This window comes from uncultured Shimia sp. (assembly GCF_947493595.1).
In the GTDB taxonomy this organism is placed as follows: Bacteria; Pseudomonadota; Alphaproteobacteria; order Rhodobacterales; family Rhodobacteraceae; genus Shimia.
Genome location: NZ_CANLRL010000004.1, coordinates 59,327 through 79,920 on the forward strand (window position 1 = coordinate 59,327; position 20,594 = coordinate 79,920).

Below are 20,594 nucleotides of genomic sequence, written 5' to 3' on the forward strand. Positions count from 1 at the left end.
TGGGACCAGTGTCGCTTTGCTAGAACAAGGAATACTCATGACTGAGCCCCTCAACACATCTTATCCTGTGCTGCCGCTGCGCGACATTGTGGTGTTCCCACATATGATTGTGCCGCTGTTTGTCGGCCGGGAAAAATCGGTCCGCGCGCTTGAAGAGGTGATGGCCGACGACAAGCAGATTCTGCTGTCCAGTCAGGTTGATCCTGCTGAGGATGATCCAGATTTTGACGGCATTTACCGCACCGGCGTTTTGGCCAATGTGCTGCAGCTTTTGAAGCTGCCCGATGGCACGGTAAAAGTTCTGGTCGAAGGTCAGAGCCGCGTGACCATCACCGACTTTGTTGAAAACGACGACTACTTTGAGGCCCGTGCCGAACACCTGGACGAAATGCCAGGTGACGCTGCCACCATCGAAGCGCTGCTGCGCTCTGTTGGCGACGAGTTTGAGCGCTATTCCAAAGTCAAAAAGAACATCCCTGAAGAAGCGCTGAGCGCGGTGGAAGACGCCAGCGAGCCTGCGCGTCTGGCCGATCTTGTGGCGGGTCATCTGGGTATTGAGGTGAACGAGAAGCAGGAGCTTCTGGAAACCCTGTCCGTGAGCGAGCGTCTGGAGAAGGTCTACGGCCTGATGCAGGGCGAGATGAGCGTGCTGAAGGTCGAGAAGAAGATCAAGACGCGCGTGAAATCGCAGATGGAGAAGACCCAGCGCGAGTATTATTTGAATGAGCAAATGAAGGCCATTCAGAAAGAGCTTGGCGACGGGGAAGAGGGCGAAGGCGAAATTGCCGAGCTCGAAGAGAAGATTGGCAAGACCAAGCTGTCCAAAGAGGCCAAAGAGAAGGCTGAGGGTGAGCTGAAGAAGCTCAAGAACATGAGCCCGATGTCTGCGGAAGCGACAGTTGTGCGCAACTACCTGGATTGGATGCTGTCCATTCCATGGGGCAAGCGTGGCCGTGTGAAGAAGGATTTGGGCAAGGCGCAAGAGGTGCTGGATACGGATCACTATGGTCTGGAGAAGGTCAAAGAGCGCATTGTTGAGTACCTTGCGGTGCAGCAGCGCTCCAGCAAGCTCAAAGGGCCAATCATGTGCCTCGTGGGCCCTCCAGGTGTGGGTAAAACCTCGCTGGGTAAGTCTGTGGCCAAAGCGACCGGTCGGGAGTTCATCCGTATCAGCCTTGGCGGGGTGCGTGACGAAAGCGAAATCCGTGGCCACCGCCGGACCTACATCGGCTCCATGCCGGGCAAAATCATTCAGGCGCTGAAGAAGGCGAAAACCACCAACCCTCTGATTTTGCTTGATGAAATCGATAAGATGGGTCAGGATTTCCGTGGTGATCCGGCGTCTGCGATGCTTGAGGTTCTTGACCCTGAGCAGAACGGCACGTTTGTGGATCACTACCTTGAGGTGGAATACGATCTGTCCAACGTGATGTTCCTGACCACAGCGAACTCCTACAACATGCCGGGTCCACTGCTGGACCGGATGGAGATCATTTCGCTGGCGGGTTACACCGAGGACGAGAAGCGTGAGATTGCGCGTCAGCACTTGATCGACAAGCAGGTCAAAAACCACGGCTTGAAGAAGGGTGAGTTCGAAGTATCGGATGAAGCGCTGCAAGAGATTGTGCGCACCTATACCCGTGAAGCGGGTGTGCGGAACCTAGAACGCGAGCTGGCAAAACTGACCCGGAAGGCAGTCACCAAGATTGTCAAAGGCGAGGCCGAGACTGTTTCCGTGACCCCGGACAATCTGGATGATTTCCTGGGTGTAAAGAAGTTCCGCTATGGGCTGGCTGAGGACGAGAACCAGGTGGGTGTTGTCACCGGTCTGGCCTGGACCTCTGTCGGCGGTGATCTGCTGCATATCGAAGGTCTGAAGCTGCCTGGCAAAGGCCGGATGAAGACCACCGGTAAGCTTGGCGATGTCATGAAGGAGTCGATTGATGCGGCGTCTTCATATGTGCGTTCGATTTCGCCTCAGATTGGTGTGAAGCCAACGGTCTTTGACAAGATCGATATCCACGTACACGTGCCTGATGGGGCGACGCCCAAAGATGGCCCATCTGCCGGTCTGGCGATGGTGACGTCGATTGTGTCTGTGCTGACCGGCATTCCGGTGCGCAAAGATATTGCGATGACCGGCGAGGTGAGCCTGCGCGGCAACGCGATGCCAATCGGCGGCTTGAAAGAGAAGCTTCTGGCGGCGCTGCGTGGTGGCATCAAGACGGTTCTGATCCCGCAGGAGAACGAGAAGGATCTGGCGGATATTCCGGACAACGTGAAAGACGGTCTGGAGATCATCGCGGTGAAGCACGTCTCTGAGGTGCTGAAACTGGCGCTGACCGAAGAACCAGAAGCGATTGAGTGGGACGAAGCGGCGGAAGAAGCAGCTGCGGCGAAGCTCAAGAAAGAGGAAGCGGCCGGCGCGACAGCGCACTAAGGTCTTCAAAGCTTTGAAATTAAAGGCGCGTCGAGAGATCGGCGCGCCTTTTTTGTTTGGTTTAGACTGGGGGCAGGCCTAATGCAGCGCGGCCTTCGTTGGTTTTGAGAGAGAAATCCTGTCCGGCGTAGGTTTTGCCTTCGGGACCACAGAGGTAGGCAATGGCTTGCGCGACCCACTCGGCAGGGATGTGCGCGTCAGGCGAGAGCTGGCTGACCGGGTTGATGCCGGAGGCGCGGATGGTGGCCATCATGTCGGTGGCGACGGTGCCGGGGCTGAGGCCGACAACCGTTACGCCCGCGTCGACGTTTTCTTTGTGGGCGATGCCGGTGAGGCGCACCACGGCGGCTTTGGAGGCGCAGTAGTGGGACCAGCCTTCGAGGAAGGAGTTGGCCGCACCAGACGAGATGTTGATGATGGTGCCGGTGCCCTGGGTCCGCATGACGGGCAAGGCGTAGCGCAGGCCGTGGTAGACGCCTTTGACGTTCACATCGAGGACCTTGGCCCATGCGGCGGGGTCGCTATCGGCCAAGGTCGTGATGGGATCAATGAGGCCTGCGTTATTCACAAGGATGTCGAGGCTTCCGAAGGTGTCCGTGGCCATATTGACGAGGGCGTCTACCGAGGTCGGATCGACAACGTCGCAGACCTGTAGACGGGCCGCGCCGCCGTCGTCGAGGATGCTTTGTGTCAGTTCTGACAGCGCGCTTTGAGAGCGGGCGGCGAGCACGACGTTGGCGCCAAGTTTGGCGAGGTGGCGGGCGGCGGCGGCGCCGATGCCGCGGCTCGCGCCGGTGATGATGGCGGTTTTTCCAGTTAGGTTTGTCATTGGGGTCTCCTTGGGTTGCCTTTGGGATAGGTCGTGGGGGAGTTGCGAGAAATGGCTGGATTGACAGGTTAGTCGTGCTTAATTTGCATGAATGGACATGCGAGATCTGGAATTGGCGCTGTTGGTGCGAGCGCAGGGCAGCATTGCCGGGGCGGCGCGGGTGTTGGATGTGGATCCTTCGTCGGTGTCGCGCAGCTTGGCAGCTTTGGAAGCGGAGTTGGGTGTACGGTTGTTTCATCGGACGACCCGGAAGCTATCCACAACCGAGGAAGGCGCAGCGTATTTGCAGCGGGTGGCTCCGCTGATGGAGGAGATGCGGGCAGCAGCACAGGCGGCTGTTGGAGCGCGGCAGGAACCGGCAGGTACACTGCGATTAACGGCGTCGGTCGCCTTTGCCTGTCAGAAGATTGTGCCGGTTTTAGCCGCGTTTTCAGAGCGGTACCCGGAGATTTCCGTTGAGGTGATCAGCAGTGACACTAACTTGGATTTGGTCGAGCAAGGGATTGATCTGGCGGTGCGCTTGGCCCCGGCGCCGAAAGGGGATTGGGTGTCCAGTAAGCTGATGGACACGCGGTATCATCTGGTGGCGAGCTCGGCGTATTTAGAGCGTGCGGGCGGTTTGGCGACGCCAGTGGACCTGCGGGATCATGACTGTTTGCGGTACGCGCTGCCGGGGATTGGGGATGTTTGGCGGTTTCGAGCGGGTTCGGAAGCGTTTGAGGTCAACGTGACCGGGCGGCACAAGTTTTCCAATGCTCTGGCGCTATTGGAGGCCGCAAGGCAAGGGCTTGGCGTGGCGTTGCTGGCAGATTGGCTGGTGGCGCAAGATTTGGCAACGGGGCAACTGGTGGAGCTATGCCCGCAGTATCAGGGCACGGTGAGCAATTTTGAAACGGCGGCTTGGGTGCTTTACCCAAACCGCCGGTACTTGCCGCGCAAGACGCGGGTGATGATTGATTTTTTGCGTGATTCGTTAGCGCGTTAGCCGGGCCAAAGAGCGGTGTCCGGGTGGAACTGTGACCAAGCGAACCAGAAGGCTTGTTGGCTGCCGAGGTCGGCGCCATTTGCGTCGACCGCGCGGATGCCGCCTGCGTCGAGTTTGAGACGGACGTTTTCATAGGCGATGTTTTCGCCGTTGCGCAGGGCCACAAGGGCTTTGGATCTCTGGAAGGCGATGGGCTGGCCGGAGGCGGCGACAATGCCGATGATGTCTTCGTGCACCTGCAGGCGCGGATCTACGTCGCCAACCGGGAAGATTGGGCCGTTGGCGTCACGGCCATTGCGGAAATCCGGGTTGCGTCCAAGGGCGAGGTATTCGGCCAGAACAGTGGTTTCTGGGTGGGCGGTTTTCCATGTGCCCCAGTCGGTGGTGATGACGGCAGCTTGCTCGAGTTTGATGCCTTTGTCGGCCAAGGGACCGGTGACAGCGTGGCCGAGGAAGGTGTCGAACACAGAATAGGTGGTTAGGTCATACATGACTTTGTTGGAGCGGCTCAGAAGGCCGGAGGTGCGCAGGATCGGCCGATCGACGCCTGCTGGCAATTGATCGGTGAAATAGGCCTGGGCTGCGCCGCAGAGCGTGCAGTAGGGGATGCCAAGGTCGCGCCCGCCCAGCGTGTCGTTGACCATCTCGCGGACTTCCATGATCTGGCGGGGGTAGGCGCGGAATTCGTCGTTGACCTCAACGCCAAAGACGATGTCGTCATCCTTGAGCCACGTGGCGCCTGCGGCATCGGTGACTTCTGGGTTGTCGGCGGCGGGGATGCAGTTGCAGGGATCATCGGTGGTGTCAAAGGCGCGGTCATCAATCAGCACGCCGCCCCAGGAAACCAGCCGCCAGTCAATATCGCCGGGCACAAACAGCGGGTCCCATTCCGGAACGATGGCGGTGAAAATCGCCCGTTTGAAACGCAAGTAGTCGGGCGGCTCGGGGATGTCCCAGGCGATCAGGTGATCGGTGACGATGCCCCAGGTGTTCTCGGTTGGCGTGTCGATCTCCAGCAATGTGGCGGCCGCTTCGGAGAGAACGAGGTTCAGTTGGGGAGAGGTCACAAAGCGCATGAGATCACTGATGATCCAGGCGAGGCGCGGGTCGCCTGAGGCTGCGATCTCTTCGAGGGCCAGCGACTGATCACGGCTCCAGGTGCCCTGCTGCATGCTTTGCACAAATGCGGTATCAGCGGCGGTTTCGACGGTGTCTGACAGTGCACCTGTGGGCACGGTAGGAGGCGTGCCAAACTGGTCGATCACATAGGCGGGGAGGGGGGCGGTGACCTGCGCGATGACGGGCTGGGCGGTAGAAAAAACGACGGCGCAGAGCAGGGCAGAGAGGCGGAGAGGCATGAGGGGTCCTTGGCGCAAAGGGCGGTTGCATCTTTGTGGCCGAGGAGTGGTTGTGCACGCCAATCAACTTGCATCAGGAGAAAGTGAGTTGGTTGAAAGATTTGGGATCTGGGCAAAAAAAATGGGGGGTCAAAAGACCCCCCAGTTTCGCCATTCAGGCTCACTCTATAATTACCGCTCGATGTTTTTTGCCTGCGGCCTGAATGTCGTCGGAGCGAGCGCACCCGCTCCGTGGAACACCACTGCCTAAACTTAGGGACGGCAGCGGAGTATGTCGTCGGGGGCCGAGGCCCCCTACCCAGGTCCCCCCGGGATCTTGGTGTCACCGATCAGGAGCTTTTGCGGGCGGCAAAAATCCGATGTTCGGCGTAATCGTCGTTGGCCGCCTGCGGGGCAGGGGCGCTTGTGTCTGCGTCGCCACGCACTTTGCGGGCCCAGTCACCGCTGATGCGGATGGTGCCCACCAACGTGTCATTGGTGGTTTGGCTTTGGTCGTCTTTAGACGGAAGGCTTCTGCTCTTCGTCACAGTCATCTCCTTAGCTACAGCCCGAAGTGGCGCCGCAGGTGTTACATTTCATACAGGTGCCGTTGCGCACCAAAGTGTAGTTGCCGCAATCGCCACAGGGGTCTCCCTCGTAGCCTTGCATTTTGGCTTTGGCGCGCTCGTTCATCGGTGTTGCAACCGCTGTGACGGAGGCGCTAGGTGCCATGTCTGATACGGCTGCGCCAGCGGTTTCCGGCACCAAAGTGCTCACATTTTTGACAGTTTCCGAGTTATCCACAGAAATGTTGCCGCCGCCGTTCAGCACCACCAGTTCCTGGGGCAGGCGTTTGCGCAGATACCCGGTGGAGGAGATCTGTTTGAGGACCTCCAGCGAACGAGAGGCCGCGGTGTCAGACAGCTCTGACACGTTGGACACGCCTTCTTCCTCGCCACGTCCAACATCGTCAAACGTGGTGCCTTCTGGCTTGATATGCGCAAGGTCGGTACGGTCGAGGTAAGACACGGCCAATTCGCGGAAAATGTAGTCGAGGATCGAGGTGGCGTTTTTGATGCTGTCGTTGCCCTGCACCATGCCCGCGGGCTCAAATTTGGTGAAGGTGAAGGCGTCGACAAATTCTTCAAGCGGCACGCCGTATTGCAGGCCCACCGACACCGCGATGGCGAAGTTGTTCATCATCGCACGGAAGCCAGCGCCTTCCTTGTGCATGTCGATGAAGATTTCACCCAGAGCGCCATCAGAGTATTCGCCGGTGCGCAGGTACACCTTGTGGCCGCCCACAACCGCTTTTTGGGTGTAGCCTTTGCGGCGTTCTGGCATTTTCTCGCGGCCACGGGCCACTTCTTTGACGACAATCTTCTCGACGATTTTTTCCGCCAGAACCTGCGCCTTTTCGGTCATGGACCCAGATTCGAGCACTTCGGCAGCGTCGTCATCATCTTCGACCAGAGCGGCGGCCAACGGTTGGGACAGCTTGGAGCCGTCACGGTAGAGCGCGTTGGCTTTGATGCCGAGGGACCAGCTGAGCTCATAGGCGTTTTGGCAGTCTTCGATGGTGGCATCGTTTGGCATGTTGATCGTTTTGGAGATCGCGCCGGAGATGAAGGACTGCGCGGCGGCCATCATGGTGATGTGGCTGTCTACTGACAGGTAGCGCTTGCCTTTTTTGCCGCAGGGGTTGGCGCAATCAAAGATGTGATAGTGCTCTTCTTTCAGGAACGGCGCGCCTTCCAAGGTCATGGTGCCACAGACATGGTCGTTGGCCAGATCAATGTCCGCTTTGGTGTAGCCGAGGTGGCCAAGCAGTTCGAACGCCGGGTCGTTCAGCTTCTCGGTTGGAATGCCCAAAACATTGGTGCAGAACTCTTCGCCCAGGGTCCATTGGTTGAACACAAAGCGGATGTCGAAAGCGGAACCAAGTGCAGCTTCGATTTTCTCGATTTCGTTGGTGGTGAAGCCGTGGCCGATCAGTGAGGTGTGATTGATGCCCGGCGCGTTGCCGATGGTGCCGTGGCCAACCGCGTAAGACACAATTTCTTCGATCTGCGCCGATGAGTAACCGAGGCCTTCGAGAGCAGCGGGAACAGAGCGGTTGATGATTTTGAAGTAGCCGCCGCCTGCGAGCTTTTTGAACTTCACCAGCGCAAAGTCAGGCTCGATGCCGGTGGTGTCGCAATCCATCACCAAGCCAATGGTGCCGGTTGGGGCAATCACGGAAGTCTGCGCGTTGCGGTAGCCGTTTTTCTCGCCCAATTGCAGGGCTTCGTCCCAAGCGGATTTGGCCAATTCAACCAGCACTTGGTCCGGGCAGTTTTCAGCGTCAAGCGGCAGTGGTTTGACGGCCAGACCTTCATACCCGGATGTCAGCCCCTGCGCGGCACGGCGGTGGTTGCGGATGACGCGTAGCATGTGTTCGCTGTTGCGGGCGTAGCCGTCAAAGGCGCCAAGTTCGCCAGCCATTTCGGCGGAAGTGGCATAAGAGACACCGGTCATAAGTGCCGTGAGAGCGCCACCAAGGGCACGGCCTTCTTCGCTGTCATAGCCGTAGCCCATATTCATCAACAGGCCGCCGATATTGGCGTAGCCAAGGCCAAGTGTGCGGAAGTCGTAAGAGCGTTGGGCAATTTCCTTTGACGGGAACTGCGCCATGGTCACAGAGATTTCCAGCGTCACGGTCCAGAGACGGGTGGCGTGCATGTAGTCTTCGGCCTGGAACACGCCGTCCTTCAGAAAGGACAGCAGGTTCATGGAGGCGAGGTTACAGGCCGTGTCATCGAGGAACATATATTCGGAACACGGGTTGGAACCGCGGATTTCACCGTCTTCGGGGCAAGTGTGCCAGGCATTTACGGTGTCGTGGTATTGAATGCCGGGATCGGCACAGGCCCATGCGGCGTGGCCCACGTCTTCCCACAGGTCGCGTGCTTTGATGGTCTTGGCCACTTTACCGTCGGTGCGGCGGATCAGCTCCCAATCGTCATCGTTTTCCACAGCCTTGAGGAAGGCGTCAGTGACACGGATGGAGTTGTTGGAGTTTTGGCCAGATACAGAGGCGTAGGCCTCAGAGTCCCAATCGGTGTCGTATGTCGGGAACTCGATGCTGGCGTAGCCCTGCTTGGCGTAGTCCAGCACGCGTTTGATGTAAGTTTCCGGGATCATCGACTTTTTGGCGTCGCGGATCGCGGATTTCAGACCATCGTTGGTTTTGGCATCATAGGCGTCTGCCTCGGCACCATCCCAAGCCTTGATGGCGTCAAAGATACCGTTGAGCTTCTGCTCGTGCATTTTGGAGCCGGCCACGATGGAGGCAACCTTTTGCTCCTCCTTGACCTTCCAGTTGATGTATTCTTCGATGTCCGGGTGATCTGCGTCAACAATCACCATCTTGGCCGCGCGGCGGGTGGTGCCGCCGGATTTGATGGCGCCTGCAGCGCGGTCGCCAATTTTCAAGAAGCCCATCAGGCCGGAGGACTTACCGCCGCCGGAGAGGGATTCGCCGTCGGCACGTAGGGACGAGAAATTGGTGCCGGTGCCGGAGCCGTATTTGAACAGGCGCGCTTCGCGGACCCAGAGGTCCATGATGCCGCCATCGCCCACCAGATCATCAGCCACGGACTGAATGAAGCAGGCGTGCGGCTGCGGATGCTCGTAGGCGGATTTGGATTTGGTCAGCTTGCCACTTTTGTAGTCGACATAGTAGTGGCCTTGCGATGGGCCATCGATGCCATAAGCCCAGTGCAGGCCGGTGTTGAACCATTGTGGCGAATTTGGTGCGGCGCGTTGCGACGCCAGCATGTAACGCATTTCGTCAAAATAGGCGCGGGCGTCTTCTTCGGTGGAGAAATAGCCGCCTTTCCAGCCCCAATAGGTCCAAGCGCCGGCGAGCCGGTCAAACACCTGTTTCGCACTGACTTCACCGCCAAGGGCGACGTCTTCATTGGCAGGAATGGAACGCCACAAAAACTCCGGTACGCCTTTTTCACGCACTTTGCGCAGCTTGGTAGGTACGCCAGCTTTGCGGAAGTATTTCTGGGCGATCACATCAGAGGCCACCTGAGACCAACTGGCTGGAACCTCAACGTCATCAAGGTGGAAAACAATGGTGCCATCCGGGTTGCGGATTTCAGATTCGGTGGTCACAAAATCCAGATCTGCGTAAGCGTCCTGTCCGGTCTTGGTGAAGCGTCGTTGAATCTTCATGCCTGTTGTCGTCCCCAGTGCCAAAAGTGTCCCGTGGTGCACGTTCTGTGCAATTGATGGCGCACCCAGTGCGAACCCTTGGACGTTGGGCGGGACCAGCAGGCAAAGGGAAACCGGTGCGCAAACGTCAAACATTTGCCGCTGCAATAGACCCAAATGGGCGTATGTCAGAGTTTGTCCCTGCTACCTCGGTCGCCACAATATCTAGTGGGTTTTCTCGGCTGCTGCCACAAACTGGCGTATCGGCCCCTAAAGGGTCAACGGATTTATTTACTAAAAATCAGGATTTTTCCTGTTGACGGAAAGTGGTCGGCGGCGACTCGCGCATGGTCTCCGATTCCTCCACAGGGACGTTTAGAGCCCGTTAATAATGGTTAATTCCTCTAAACGTTTGAAAAAAGGCGTTTCTGCTTTTGGGCGAGGGGAGACGGCAGAGTTATCCACAATATGTAGGCCTGAGGGGGTGTCTTTGTGGAAAATATTGCGGTGAACAGATGTGCATCTTTTGCAACGGTGGCCAGCAAATACAACAAAGGGGCGAATCGTCTAACGATCGCCCCAATTGTGTGCGGAAGATTTTTGAAGCGTCGGTTTAGGCGGCGTTGTTCTTATTCGCAGCCTTGCGCGGTTTTGCCTTGTTTGGCGCTTCTGCATTGGCGTCGATGAATTCCAACACCAGCGGACGGATGTTGTTGCGCCAGCTTTTGCCCGCGAAGATGCCGTAGTGACCAGCACCGGGCTCTACGTGGCTGGCCTTTTTGTCGTCTGGCAGACCCGTGCAAAGATCCAGTGCGGCAATGCATTGACCTGGCGCGGTGATGTCGTCTTTGGCACCTTCGACGGTTTTCACAGCCACGGTGGTGATTTTGCCAATATCAACCTTGCGGCCAGCGACGACAAATTCGTTGTTGGCGATTTCGCCGTTTTTAAAGAGGCGCTCTACTGTGGAGAGGTAGAATTCTGCGGTCATGTCCATGACAGCCAGGTATTCGTCATAGAATCGGTTGTGCGCGTCGTGATCGGAGGCTTCGCCCCGGGATACACGCATGATCTGGTCGTTAAACGCCTTAGAGTGACGTTCTCCGTTCATCGACATAAAGGAAGAAAGCTGCAGCAGGCCCGGATAGACCATGCGTCCAACACCCGGGTATTTGAAGCCCACACGTTGAATCATGGTTTCTTCAAGCTGCCCCATGGTGACGCGGTGGCCAAAGTCGGTGACCTCGGTTGCAGCGGCGTTTGGATCAATTGGACCACCGATCAAAGTGAGGGAGCGCGGCTGCGCCTTGGGATCTTCTTCGGCCAGATAAGCGGTGGCGGCCAGAGTGAGCGGGGCGGGCTGGCAAACGGCGATCACATGGGTGTCGGGACCAAGCTCTTTCATAAAATCGACAAGGTAGAGGGTGTAATCCTCAACATCAAACTTGCCTTCGGACACGGGGATGTCGCGCGCGTTATGCCAATCAGTGATGTAGACTTCGCAATCGGCAATCAGGCTTTTCACGGTGGAGCGCAGCAGGGTGGCATAGTGGCCGGACATCGGCGCCACCAACATGACTTTGCGCTTCATTGGCTTGCGGCCGGAAACCTCAAAGTGGATCAAATCGCCAAAGGGGCGCTCAATCACGGTGTTGATGTTGACGATGTGGTCTTTGCCGTCTTCACAGGTGAAGCTGTCGATGCCCCAATCCGGTTTCACAATCATGCGCTGGAAGGCCCGTTCTGTGACTTCACCCCAAGCCGCCATCCACTGCAAACCGGGGTTGGGGACCAATGCGAATGCCGGGTATGACGCCATGGCGCTGGCGGTTGCGCCCAACCATTGGTTGGTGTTCCGCATCGTTTCCATCAGGTCATACGTGGCCATGTATCGCATGTGCTTCGTCCTATCGTTTGGGGTATGCACCCTGTGTTTTCCCCAGTAATATTGAGGGGGCGCTTGGTTAATGCTGCACAGCAGCGACATTAGGGCGAATGGGTTAATATGACAACAAATGAGACTGAAACTGGCGAAAAAATGGATCGCCTGAACGCAAATTTGGCAAAAGTTGAAGCTTTGTCACTGCGATTAACCGAAGTTCTTGGTCGCCATAAGCCATTGAGAGATGAGCTAAATTCCCCGGAACCTGAAGTTTTTATGAACGCTGCGACGGCCTATTGGCAAGCGATGGTCGACAACCCTGGAAAAGTTATCGAAAATCAGCTCGATTTGTGGGGGAAGTCGGTTAAATCTTTCGTAGACGCACAGAATTTAATGCTTAAGGGGCAGTTTTCTGCACCGCAGGATGACACCCCAACCGACCGCCGATTCTCTCACCCAATGTGGAAGTCTCATCCCTATTTCAACCTCCTCAAACAGCAATACATGCGCAATTCCGAAGCGATCAAAACCGCTGTTGGTGAGCTCGAGGGGCTGGCGCCAAAAGACAAACAACGGATCGAATATTTCTCCAGTCAGATTGTCGACATGATGTCGCCGACCAACTTTTTGGGAACCAACCCGGATGCGTTGGAAAAAGCTGTGGAGACGGAAGGGCAGTCGCTGATCGACGGATTGCAGAACATGATCTCTGATCTGGAGGCCAACAACGGTGAGCTTCTGGTGAAGCTCGCGGACGAAGACGCCTTTGAGATTGGGCGCAATATTGCGACGGCACCGGGCAAAGTGGTGTACCGCAATCGCATGTTCGAGTTGCTGCAGTTTTCGCCAACCACCGAGACTGTACATGAGATCCCGTTGATCATCTTTCCACCCTGGATCAACAAATACTACATTCTGGACCTCAAAGAGCAGAACAGTCTGATCCGGTGGTGTGTGGCGCAGGGTTACACCGTGTTTGTGGTGAGCTGGGTCAATCCAGATCTGTCTCACGCGGACGTGGGGCTGGATGACTATATTGAGGAGGGGTTCCTCGAAGCCATTACTCAGGTCAAAGACATCACCAAACAGAAACAGGTGAATGCGGTTGGCTATTGTATTGCGGGAACCACGCTGCATCTGACGTTGTCGTTGATGAAGCAGCGGGGAGACAAATCGGTAAAGTCCGCGACGTTCTTCACCACGCTGACGGATTTCTCTGACCAAGGCGAGTTTACGCCGTTTTTGCAGGATGACTTTATCGACGGCATTGATGATGAGGTTGAGGAGTTTGGCATCCTGCGCTCGTTTATCATGCAGCGCACGTTCAGTTTCCTGCGGTCCAATGATCTGATCTACGGTCCTGCGATCAAGAGTTACTTTTTGGGAGAGGCGCCGCCCGCGTTTGATTTGTTATACTGGAACGGCGATGGCTCCGGTTTGCCAGGCAAAATGGCGCATCAGTATCTGCGCGAGCTATGTCAGGCCAACAAGTTTGTCGGTGAAGGTGTCGAGCTCTGTGGCACAACTTTGAAAATCACTGACGTTGATGTGCCGGTCTGCGCCGTGACCTGCGAGACAGATCACATCGCGCGGTGGAAAGACTGCTACAACGGATTTCAGCAAACCAAGAGTCGGTCCAAGACTTTCATCGTATCGCAGTCCGGACACATTGCCGGGATTGTGAACCCACCAAGCAAGAAGAAGTATGGCCATTACACCAATACCGATGTGAAGGGCACAGCGGACGAGTGGATGCATGGGGCAACCTTTAACGAGGGGTCCTGGTGGCCGCGCTGGGATGGCTGGCTGTCGCCCAAGTCTGGCAAAAAAGTATCCGCCCGACAGCCTGGAGATGAGAATCACCCCACGCTTGGTGAGGCTCCGGGCAGTTATGTCTTGAAAAAAGCCTGTAAATAACAGCTACGTGAAAGGTTTTTGCTGCATTGCAGCAAAAACTTCTTGAAATGCTGCGACGCAGAAAGCATATTGTTTCCAGAGACTAGAAACGCAGCCCATACTCCTCATCTTCACGGGCTGTCATTTGTTTAAGGAACTACACCAATGGCTAAAGCGACACAGGACATGACCGCAATGTTCAAAGACGTATTGGGCGCATTCCCGGTTGATACATCTGCTTTTGATGACGCGTTCAAAAACTCCGCAGCGCTGAACGAAAAGCTGACCACTGTTGCTCTGGGTGCGGCTGAGAAGTCTTCCGAGATCTCCACCAAGTGGACCAAAGACACTCTGGCGAAACTGGGCGACATGTCCAAAGCCAAGGAAGATCCAGCTGATTACGCCAAAGCGATGACCGATTTTGCATCCGCTCAGGCTGAAGTTGCTGCTGAAAACATGGCAGCGTTTGCCGAAGTTGCCAAAAAAGTTCAGATGGAAACTGTTGAGCTGCTGATGTCTGCGGGCAAAGAAGCGTCTGAAGAAGCAACTGCTGCTGTGAAAAAGGCCACAAACGACGTGACCGCAGCTGCCAAAAAAGCGACTTCCAAGTAAGAAAAGCCGCAACTCGGCATCCTTATCCTCCCTGAGGATGCAGATTGCGTGAGCGGGCTTTATGCCCGCTCTTTCTTTTTGTGCTGCAGTCGCATAGGCTTTTTCTGCAGCGCGCAAAATTTTTGGGGAGAATGACGTGGGCGAAGACACCAAACCACTGCTGATCAAACGCTACGCCAGCCGGCGGCTCTACAACACAGAGACCAGTGACTACGTCACCTTGGACGACATTGCCGGTTTCATTCGATCCGGTCGAGAAGTCCAAATCATCGATTTGAAAAGCGGGGATGATTTGACCCGTCAGTACCTGCTTCAAATCATTGCGGAACATGAGAGCCGGGGTGAGAATGTTTTGCCCGTGAATGTGCTCAACGATTTGGTACGGGCCTACACCACACAGGCCACGTCAATGGTGCCGCAGTTTCTGCAAACCTCTTTTGATATGCTGCGTGACAGCCAGGAAAAGGTCATGGAAAGCATGGGGACTGGCATGACAATGCCGGGTCTGGAAGCAATGCAGGCGCAGCAAGAAGCCTTCATGAAGGCGATGACGGGGGGCATGGCCTGGCCTGGCGCGGCGGCTCCGGCCGCGGAGAAGGAAGAGGCTGCTGGTGGTGAGGGGGAAGACCTCGACGACATCAAGAAGCAGCTGGCGGAATTGCAGGACAAACTGTCCAAGTTGAAGTGACAGCTTTGTTCAGATCCAAGACAGTTTGAGTGGCGCGCATTTGGTGCGCCACTTTTGGTTTTGGTGCAGATATTGTGGCAAATACCCGAATTGCCTGTCTTTTTTGCTTGTCCATGCTATGGTCAAGCAGTTGAGCAGACCAGTGAGGTAGAAAGCCATGGCTAAGGCTCCCGCAACGACGCGCAAGAGCGCGTCCGGCAGTAAGACGCGCGCACGTGCGACCACGTCCCGCAAAACCAGCACCAGCTTAAAAGAAATTGCAGAAGCGGCACCAGCAGCGGTGTCTGAGAGCATCGAAGGCACTGCGGTGGACGATGGTCAGGATCTCATGCGTAAAAAGGAGCTCATCGAAGCGGCTGTTGCCCGGGCTGGCGTGAAGAAACGTGATGCCAAGCCGGCCATTGAGGCTGCACTGGCGATCCTCGGGGAAACCCTCACATCTGGGCGTGGTCTGAATATGCCTGGACTTGGCAAAGTGAAGGTGCAAAACAGCAAAGATCTGGATGAAGTAAAGGTGGTAAACCTGCGTTTGCGCCGGAAATCGACAGAAGGTGAAGAAAGTGACGAAGAGGGCCTTGCAGAGCCTGCGGAGTGAGTCTAGAAGGCGCTTATCGGGTCGTTAGCTCAGTTGGTAGAGCGCTTCGTTTACACCGAAGATGTCGGGAGTTCGAGCCTCTCACGACCCACCATTATTCCAACGGGCGCTCCCTTAACTGGTTGAGCGCCCGTTTATTTTTCTGGGTTTGGAAAGTGGTTGGAAGTGGCCGGCCGCCAAATGAGTAGGGCACCGAGCAGTTGCGGCACCCCTGTCGAATTTGCCTAAATCCAGAAAAACTCAACGTCGTTTTGAAGCGCGTCGATCGTGATGTTCAGAATGGTCAGGGTCACATCAGAGGTTGCCGTGACGACAACATCATTGCCAACTTGCTGCGCGTTGTTGAACAGGTCGGGTCCAAAACGGCGATCAGAGTAGTTCACTCTGATCGTATCCACATTGTCTTCGAAATCCCGGATGACGCTGTGACTGGCTTCCCCGTGGGCGTAGTCTTCACTATCAAACTCGAAAGCATCCGCGCCGGAGCCACCTGTCAGTGTGTTATTGCCAGCGCCACCTCGCAAGAGGTCGCTACCATCGCCGCCAAACAGCTGATCGTCACCGTCGCGGCCCATAAGCCAATCATCGCCATCGCGGCCATAGAGCCTGTCATCTCCGCGGAACCCGTCCAGAATGTTTTGACCGGAGGTGCCGAAAATAATGTCGTGACCGGTGTCGGAGCCCACGACATTCTCAAAGTTCTTGACCTTGTCATTTGCGGCCCAGGATCCAGAAGCGGTGTTTGCCTGCAAATCAATGACGACGCCGGAGCGGCTGTTGCGGTAGCTGATCATGTCATCTCCAGCGCCGCCATCAAAACTTTCGGCGCCCCCGCCAGCAACAACGTAGTCGTCACCATGGCCGAGGAAGACGCGGTCATTGCCTTTGCCGGCATAGACAGTGTCGTCGCCGCCTCCGGCGAAGATGAGGTCGTCTCCGCCGTAGGTTTTGATCTTGTTTGCGCCGGACGTGCCTGTGATTGTGTCGTCGCCGGTTTTGGAACCAGAGACGTTTTCGAAACCGCTGATGGTGTCGTTGCTGGCCCAGGAGCCGGAGACTTCATTGGTCGCTAGGTTGACGTTCACGCCATTGCGGCTGTCGTAATAACTGAGGTAGTCATTGCCACCGCCGCCGTGAAATTCTTCACGCCCGCCGCCCACACGTACGTAGTCATTGCCGTCCCCGAGGTTGACTGTGTCATTGCCTTTGCCCGCGTAAACTTTGTCGTTACCACCACCAGCGAAGATGAGGTCGTCTCCGCCGTAGGTTTTAATTTTGTTGGCGCCGGACGTGCCAGTGATTGTGTCGTCGCCGGTTTTGGAACCCGAGACGTTTTCAAAGCCGCTGATCTTGTCATTTGCCGCCCATGAGCCTGAGACTTCATTGGTCGCCAGGTTGACGTTTACGCCATTGCGGCTGTCGTAGTAGCTGAGGTAGTCGTTTCCATCGCCACCGTGAAATTCTTCCGCGCCACCGCCAACTCGAACGTAATCATTGCCGTCCCCGAGGTTGACTGTGTCATTGCCTTTGCCCGCGTAGACCCGGTCGTCGCCGCCAAAGGTCCGGATGGTGTTGGCGCCGCTGGTGCCGTGGATAACATCGTGCCCGGATCTGGAGCCGTCGACGCTTTCAAAGCCGCTGATGGTGTCATTGCTGGCCCAGGAGCCGGACACCTCATTGGTTTCCAGGTTGATGTTCACACCGTTGAGGCTGTCGTGGTAGCTGATCCGATCGTGTCCAGCGCCGCCGTGGAATTGTTCCGCACCGCCGCCGACAAAAACGACGTCATCGCCGTCGCCAAGGCGGACAATGTCGGCGCCTTTTCCGGAGTGGACTGTATCATTGCCGCCGAGGGTGACGAATACTTCAGCGTCATCCGTGCCAAGGAAAAGCTCGTCCGTGTCGTCGCCGCGACGGAGCAAGGCGGACTCCGTTGACAGGGTCACGGTATAGTCGCCATGTGGATTGACACCATTGGTTCGAGAACTGTCTGTTCCAACATTCAGGAAATATGAGGTGTCAACGGACGGCGTCCACTCAAAGATGACCTGGGTTTCTGTTCTTGTATAGGTTCCGGGAGACCCGTAGACATCAGCCTCTCGTAATCCAACCACCAAGCCATCGAGCGTGGCATAGTCGTTCAGGTCAACGGTCAAGAAATAGGTTGTCCCCGCAACCCCGTTGATTTCGAAGATGTCTTCATCTGCATAAAAAGCAATGTTTCCTGCAATGCTGCTTTCATTGTCAAGTTGAGTTGCCTGCGAACGGAGTGCGCTGTGGTCATCGGTTCCTGCGCGTTCAATGGTATAAGAGTAGTTTCCTAGCTCTTGACCTAAAACACGCAGATCGAAGGTGCCTGACGAGTTGGCAATAAAGTAGTACTCTTCGCCAGCATCGACTGTACCCCACCAGAGCTCTGAGATTTGAGCGGAATTGCCAGAAACTGCACCGAGATAAAGACTCGGTGGCACTTCATCAAAAACAACTCGATAGATCCCGTACTCTTCAACATTGATCCGTGCAGCGTCTCTGTCCAAGTAGTGATTGATTGTACCTGTGACCGTTTCTCCTGGATTGATCACATCATCGGACGGTGTCGTGGCGGTCGGGTGGTCGTCTTCAATGACCTGCACCTGTCCTGTGTAGCCTCCCAAAAACGACGAAATTTCATCATCGTCTTCGTAATGCCTGACGGCAACATAGTATGTCCCAGACGTCGTGGCGCGGAACGTCATGGAGGTGTTAAGTACATCTTCATATGGAACGATGCTGTTGCCGCCCGCATCCAGTATGTCGAGGTCAAGCCAGCTTTGCACCCCGTCCTGGAGTTGAAAGTTGAAGCTGTAGGTTTGCCCTGCGATGAGATTGATGGCAAATATATCTGCGTCCAAGGTGTAGTCGAGCGTACCCGAAAAATCTGTCCCAAGGCTAATTTCAGTTGCGCCTATAATGGTATTGGAATGATCGTCTGGCATTGTTGTGTACTTTTGTTGTGAGAATAGGGTCGAAATTGCGCGAGGCTCGGCAATAGGTTGCTTGGCTGAATTGCGCGGATGAATGTGGGGACGCGAGAAAACTGGCCTGCGGTCGATGCTCTGGGTTTGGATGCCCGGTTAAGCCCAAGCCAAGGGTAAAAAACTCTGCAGGCAAAAACGCGCCCGTGTTGGCGGCAAGGGACCTTTCTTTGTTGGTCACAACCAGCGTGGGTTCTCCATCGCCAAGCGCTAGGAGCCACATAGGTCAAAGCGATTGTTGCGATCCTTTAATTACCGCTAAAAGTGTATCAAATTTGCGAGAAACCCAAGCAATTTTGGAGATATTACGCCTTTTCAGGCGAGGAGCTGCCGAAAGGCTTATCCATGTCCTGCGGAAAACCGGTGAGGCGAGATGCCATAGGCTTCGCGGAAGCGTTTGGAGAAGTTTCCGGCGGATTCATAGCCGCATGCTATGGCGACGTCGACCACCGGCATGTCGGTCTCGGCAAGCAGGATGCGGGCGCGTTGTAGGCGCAGGTCTTGCAGAAAGCGTTTTGGGGTTGTGTTCAGGTGGGTTTTGAACAGGCGCTCCATCTGGCGGCGGGACACACCGAGGCTACGGGCCACTTGATCAAGGTCGATGGACTCTTCGAGGTTTTCCTCAAAATGGGCGATGATTTTGACCAACTTGTCATTTCGGTTGCCGATCACCGCGGCGGTCGAGCTCTGCTGACGGTCGGTCTCGGAGCGTTGCACGGTATGTAGGCACATGTTGAGCACCGCGCGGGCGAGGGGGGCGCCGTGGCGGTCGTAGATCAGTTTCAGGAACAGATCCATCGCAGCTACGCCGCCGCCGCAGGTCATGATGCGGTCATCAATGGCGTAGAGCTGTTCCAGCGGATCAAGGGTTGGGTACTGCTCCCGAAAGGGCGTGATGTTCTCCCAATGCAGGGTGAAGTCCTTGCCTTCGAGAATGCCCGCCTTGGCGAGGGTGAAAGCGCCGGTACAGAGGCCACCAACCCGGCGACCGGTGCGCCATTGGTGGCGAATCCAGTCAGCAACTTTCGCAGTGGCCGCGCGTTCGGGCTCCACTCCGGAGCAGACAAACACGCAGGCACTGGCCGGGGTGTCACCAAGAGGCGCGTCGATTCCAATTTCAATACCGTTGGAACAGCGGACATTTTCGCCGGTCTCAGACATGGTGGTCCAGGTGTAGAGAATCTGTCCCGTGAGCTGATTGGCGATGCGTAGGGTCTCTACCGCGGAGGTGAAGGCCAGCATCGACAGATTCGGTTGAAGCGCAAAGACAATAGGATCAGGGGTTTCGACCACATCTACAGCTACGTGGGCAACGCCTTTGGGCACAATTGGATCGGGCATGGGGTGTGTTTTCCCTTTTTTGCCGCCACCCTATGAGGAAGTTGGACAAGACGCAAAGAAAGTTCAAAAAGGGGGCTTGCATGTCCCCGCGCCAAGGTCTAAATCCCCGCCTACCGGGTCGTTAGCTCAGTTGGTAGAGCGCTTCGTTTACACCGAAGATGTCGGGAGTTCGAGCCTCTCACGACCCACCATTTTCTCTCTACCAGCGTTGAAACTTCGAGTGCCTTCAGGGCGCTGCTCCCATCTTTTCTTGAAAACTCCTTGTTGTTTGACGGGCGATGGATCTGTGTTTGCGACGCTGAGACCGTGCGGCAGAAACAAAAAAGGCGATCCCTGAAGGGACCGCCTGAAATTCCAGTCTGTGGCTGAAATTTAGCCAGCAGTTGCCGGTGCACAAACAAGAGCGCCGGTGTCTGTGGTCAGCAGGTCGTAACCGGCCATACAGCTTGCGTTGCCACGCTTGTCAAAATCAGGCTGAGCGTAAACCGGAGTAGGCTCTTCTTGCTGAGAGCACGCAGCAAGAGTGATACCGGCAACACACAGGGCAGCATAAAGTGGTTTCATCGGGTTATTCCTTCAAAAGCAATTGAATCGAGTAAGCGCATCTAAACACAAAAAATTCAGCGCGCAAAGCACTCTACGCGGGAGTTCGCTGAATAGGAAACCATTGTTGTGAAAGGTCCACAAACGGCTTTGGAAATTTTCTTCGATTTTCTCGCGGATATCCGCTTGACGCGCCTGAGCACTCGGCATAAACCACGCCACACGCTGA

General features: G+C 56.0%; 14 protein-coding genes and 2 tRNA genes. 8 read left to right on the top strand and 8 right to left on the bottom strand.

Annotated features, from left to right (window positions below):
* The first annotated feature begins 37 nt into the window (after positions 1–37).
* Positions 38–2,440 carry an endopeptidase La gene (gene lon / locus Q0955_RS11725; protein ID WP_299424467.1) on the top strand — a complete coding sequence of 801 codons (2,403 nt, stop codon included), beginning with the start codon at positions 38–40 and terminating at the stop codon, positions 2,438–2,440.
* Between the two features lie 61 nt (positions 2,441–2,501).
* Here the strand turns inward: lon and Q0955_RS11730 are convergent, their stop codons facing one another.
* Positions 2,502–3,269 carry an SDR family oxidoreductase gene (locus Q0955_RS11730; protein ID WP_299424469.1) on the bottom strand — a complete coding sequence of 256 codons (768 nt, stop codon included), beginning with the start codon at positions 3,267–3,269 and terminating at the stop codon, positions 2,502–2,504.
* Between the two features lie 97 nt (positions 3,270–3,366).
* Here Q0955_RS11730 and Q0955_RS11735 point away from each other — a divergent pair, with 97 nt between their 5' ends.
* Positions 3,367–4,254, top strand: coding sequence for a LysR family transcriptional regulator (locus Q0955_RS11735; protein ID WP_299424471.1), 888 nt, complete (start codon positions 3,367–3,369; stop codon positions 4,252–4,254).
* Here the strand turns inward: Q0955_RS11735 and Q0955_RS11740 are convergent.
* The 4 genes from Q0955_RS11740 to phaZ all read right to left on the bottom strand — a co-directional run bounded on the left by Q0955_RS11740 (position 4,251) and on the right by phaZ (position 11,691).
* Positions 4,251–5,612, bottom strand: coding sequence for a DUF3179 domain-containing (seleno)protein (locus Q0955_RS11740; protein ID WP_299424472.1), 1,362 nt, complete (start codon positions 5,610–5,612; stop codon positions 4,251–4,253). The genes Q0955_RS11735 and Q0955_RS11740 overlap by 4 nt on opposite strands.
* Positions 5,613–5,941: 329 nt before the next feature.
* On the bottom strand, positions 5,942–6,139 hold the full coding sequence (locus Q0955_RS11745) for a hypothetical protein (RefSeq protein WP_299424473.1): 198 nt from the start codon (positions 6,137–6,139) through the stop codon (positions 5,942–5,944).
* Between the two features lie 10 nt (positions 6,140–6,149).
* A complete protein-coding gene (locus tag Q0955_RS11750; protein WP_299424474.1) occupies positions 6,150–9,815 on the bottom strand; it encodes a vitamin B12-dependent ribonucleotide reductase in 3,666 nt (1,221 codons plus the stop codon).
* A gap of 592 nt (positions 9,816–10,407) precedes the next feature.
* Complete coding sequence (phaZ, locus tag Q0955_RS11755; RefSeq protein ID WP_299424475.1) at positions 10,408–11,691, bottom strand: polyhydroxyalkanoate depolymerase; 1,284 nt, start codon at positions 11,689–11,691, stop codon at positions 10,408–10,410.
* Positions 11,692–11,799: 108 nt separating this feature from the next.
* On the opposite strand from phaZ, the gene phaC reads away from it, so the two are divergent.
* From phaC to Q0955_RS11780, 5 genes are all read left to right on the top strand, one after another.
* On the top strand, positions 11,800–13,593 hold the full coding sequence (gene phaC, locus Q0955_RS11760; protein WP_299424477.1) for a class I poly(R)-hydroxyalkanoic acid synthase: 1,794 nt from the start codon (positions 11,800–11,802) through the stop codon (positions 13,591–13,593).
* Between the two features lie 144 nt (positions 13,594–13,737).
* The gene (locus Q0955_RS11765; protein ID WP_299424478.1) at positions 13,738–14,184 is read left to right on the top strand and encodes a phasin family protein; all 447 of its coding nucleotides are present in this window, start codon (positions 13,738–13,740) and stop codon (positions 14,182–14,184) included.
* 136 nt (positions 14,185–14,320) lie between these two features.
* Positions 14,321–14,872, top strand: a complete 552-nt coding sequence (phaR, locus tag Q0955_RS11770) for a polyhydroxyalkanoate synthesis repressor PhaR (protein WP_299424480.1) — start codon at positions 14,321–14,323, stop codon at positions 14,870–14,872.
* Between the two features lie 157 nt (positions 14,873–15,029).
* Positions 15,030–15,467, top strand: a complete 438-nt coding sequence (locus Q0955_RS11775) for an HU family DNA-binding protein (protein WP_299424481.1) — start codon at positions 15,030–15,032, stop codon at positions 15,465–15,467.
* An 18-nt stretch (positions 15,468–15,485) separates the two neighbouring features.
* Positions 15,486–15,561 (top strand) — tRNA-Val (locus Q0955_RS11780).
* 130 nt (positions 15,562–15,691) lie between these two features.
* Here Q0955_RS11780 and Q0955_RS11785 read toward each other — a convergent pair.
* Positions 15,692–18,442 (bottom strand): calcium-binding protein, encoded by a 2,751-nt coding sequence (locus Q0955_RS11785; protein WP_299424483.1) that lies wholly within the window; start codon positions 18,440–18,442, stop codon positions 15,692–15,694.
* Positions 18,443–18,820: 378 nt separating this feature from the next.
* Positions 18,821–19,822 carry a GlxA family transcriptional regulator gene (locus tag Q0955_RS11790; RefSeq protein WP_299424484.1) on the bottom strand — a complete coding sequence of 334 codons (1,002 nt, stop codon included), beginning with the start codon at positions 19,820–19,822 and terminating at the stop codon, positions 18,821–18,823.
* Between the two features lie 115 nt (positions 19,823–19,937).
* Here Q0955_RS11790 and Q0955_RS11795 point away from each other — a divergent pair.
* A tRNA-Val gene (locus Q0955_RS11795) sits at positions 19,938–20,013 on the top strand.
* Positions 20,014–20,194: 181 nt separating this feature from the next.
* On the opposite strand, the gene Q0955_RS11800 is transcribed toward Q0955_RS11795, so the two are convergent.
* Positions 20,195–20,386, bottom strand: a complete 192-nt coding sequence (locus Q0955_RS11800; protein WP_294113700.1) for a hypothetical protein — start codon at positions 20,384–20,386, stop codon at positions 20,195–20,197.
* Positions 20,387–20,594: the final 208 nt, after the last annotated feature.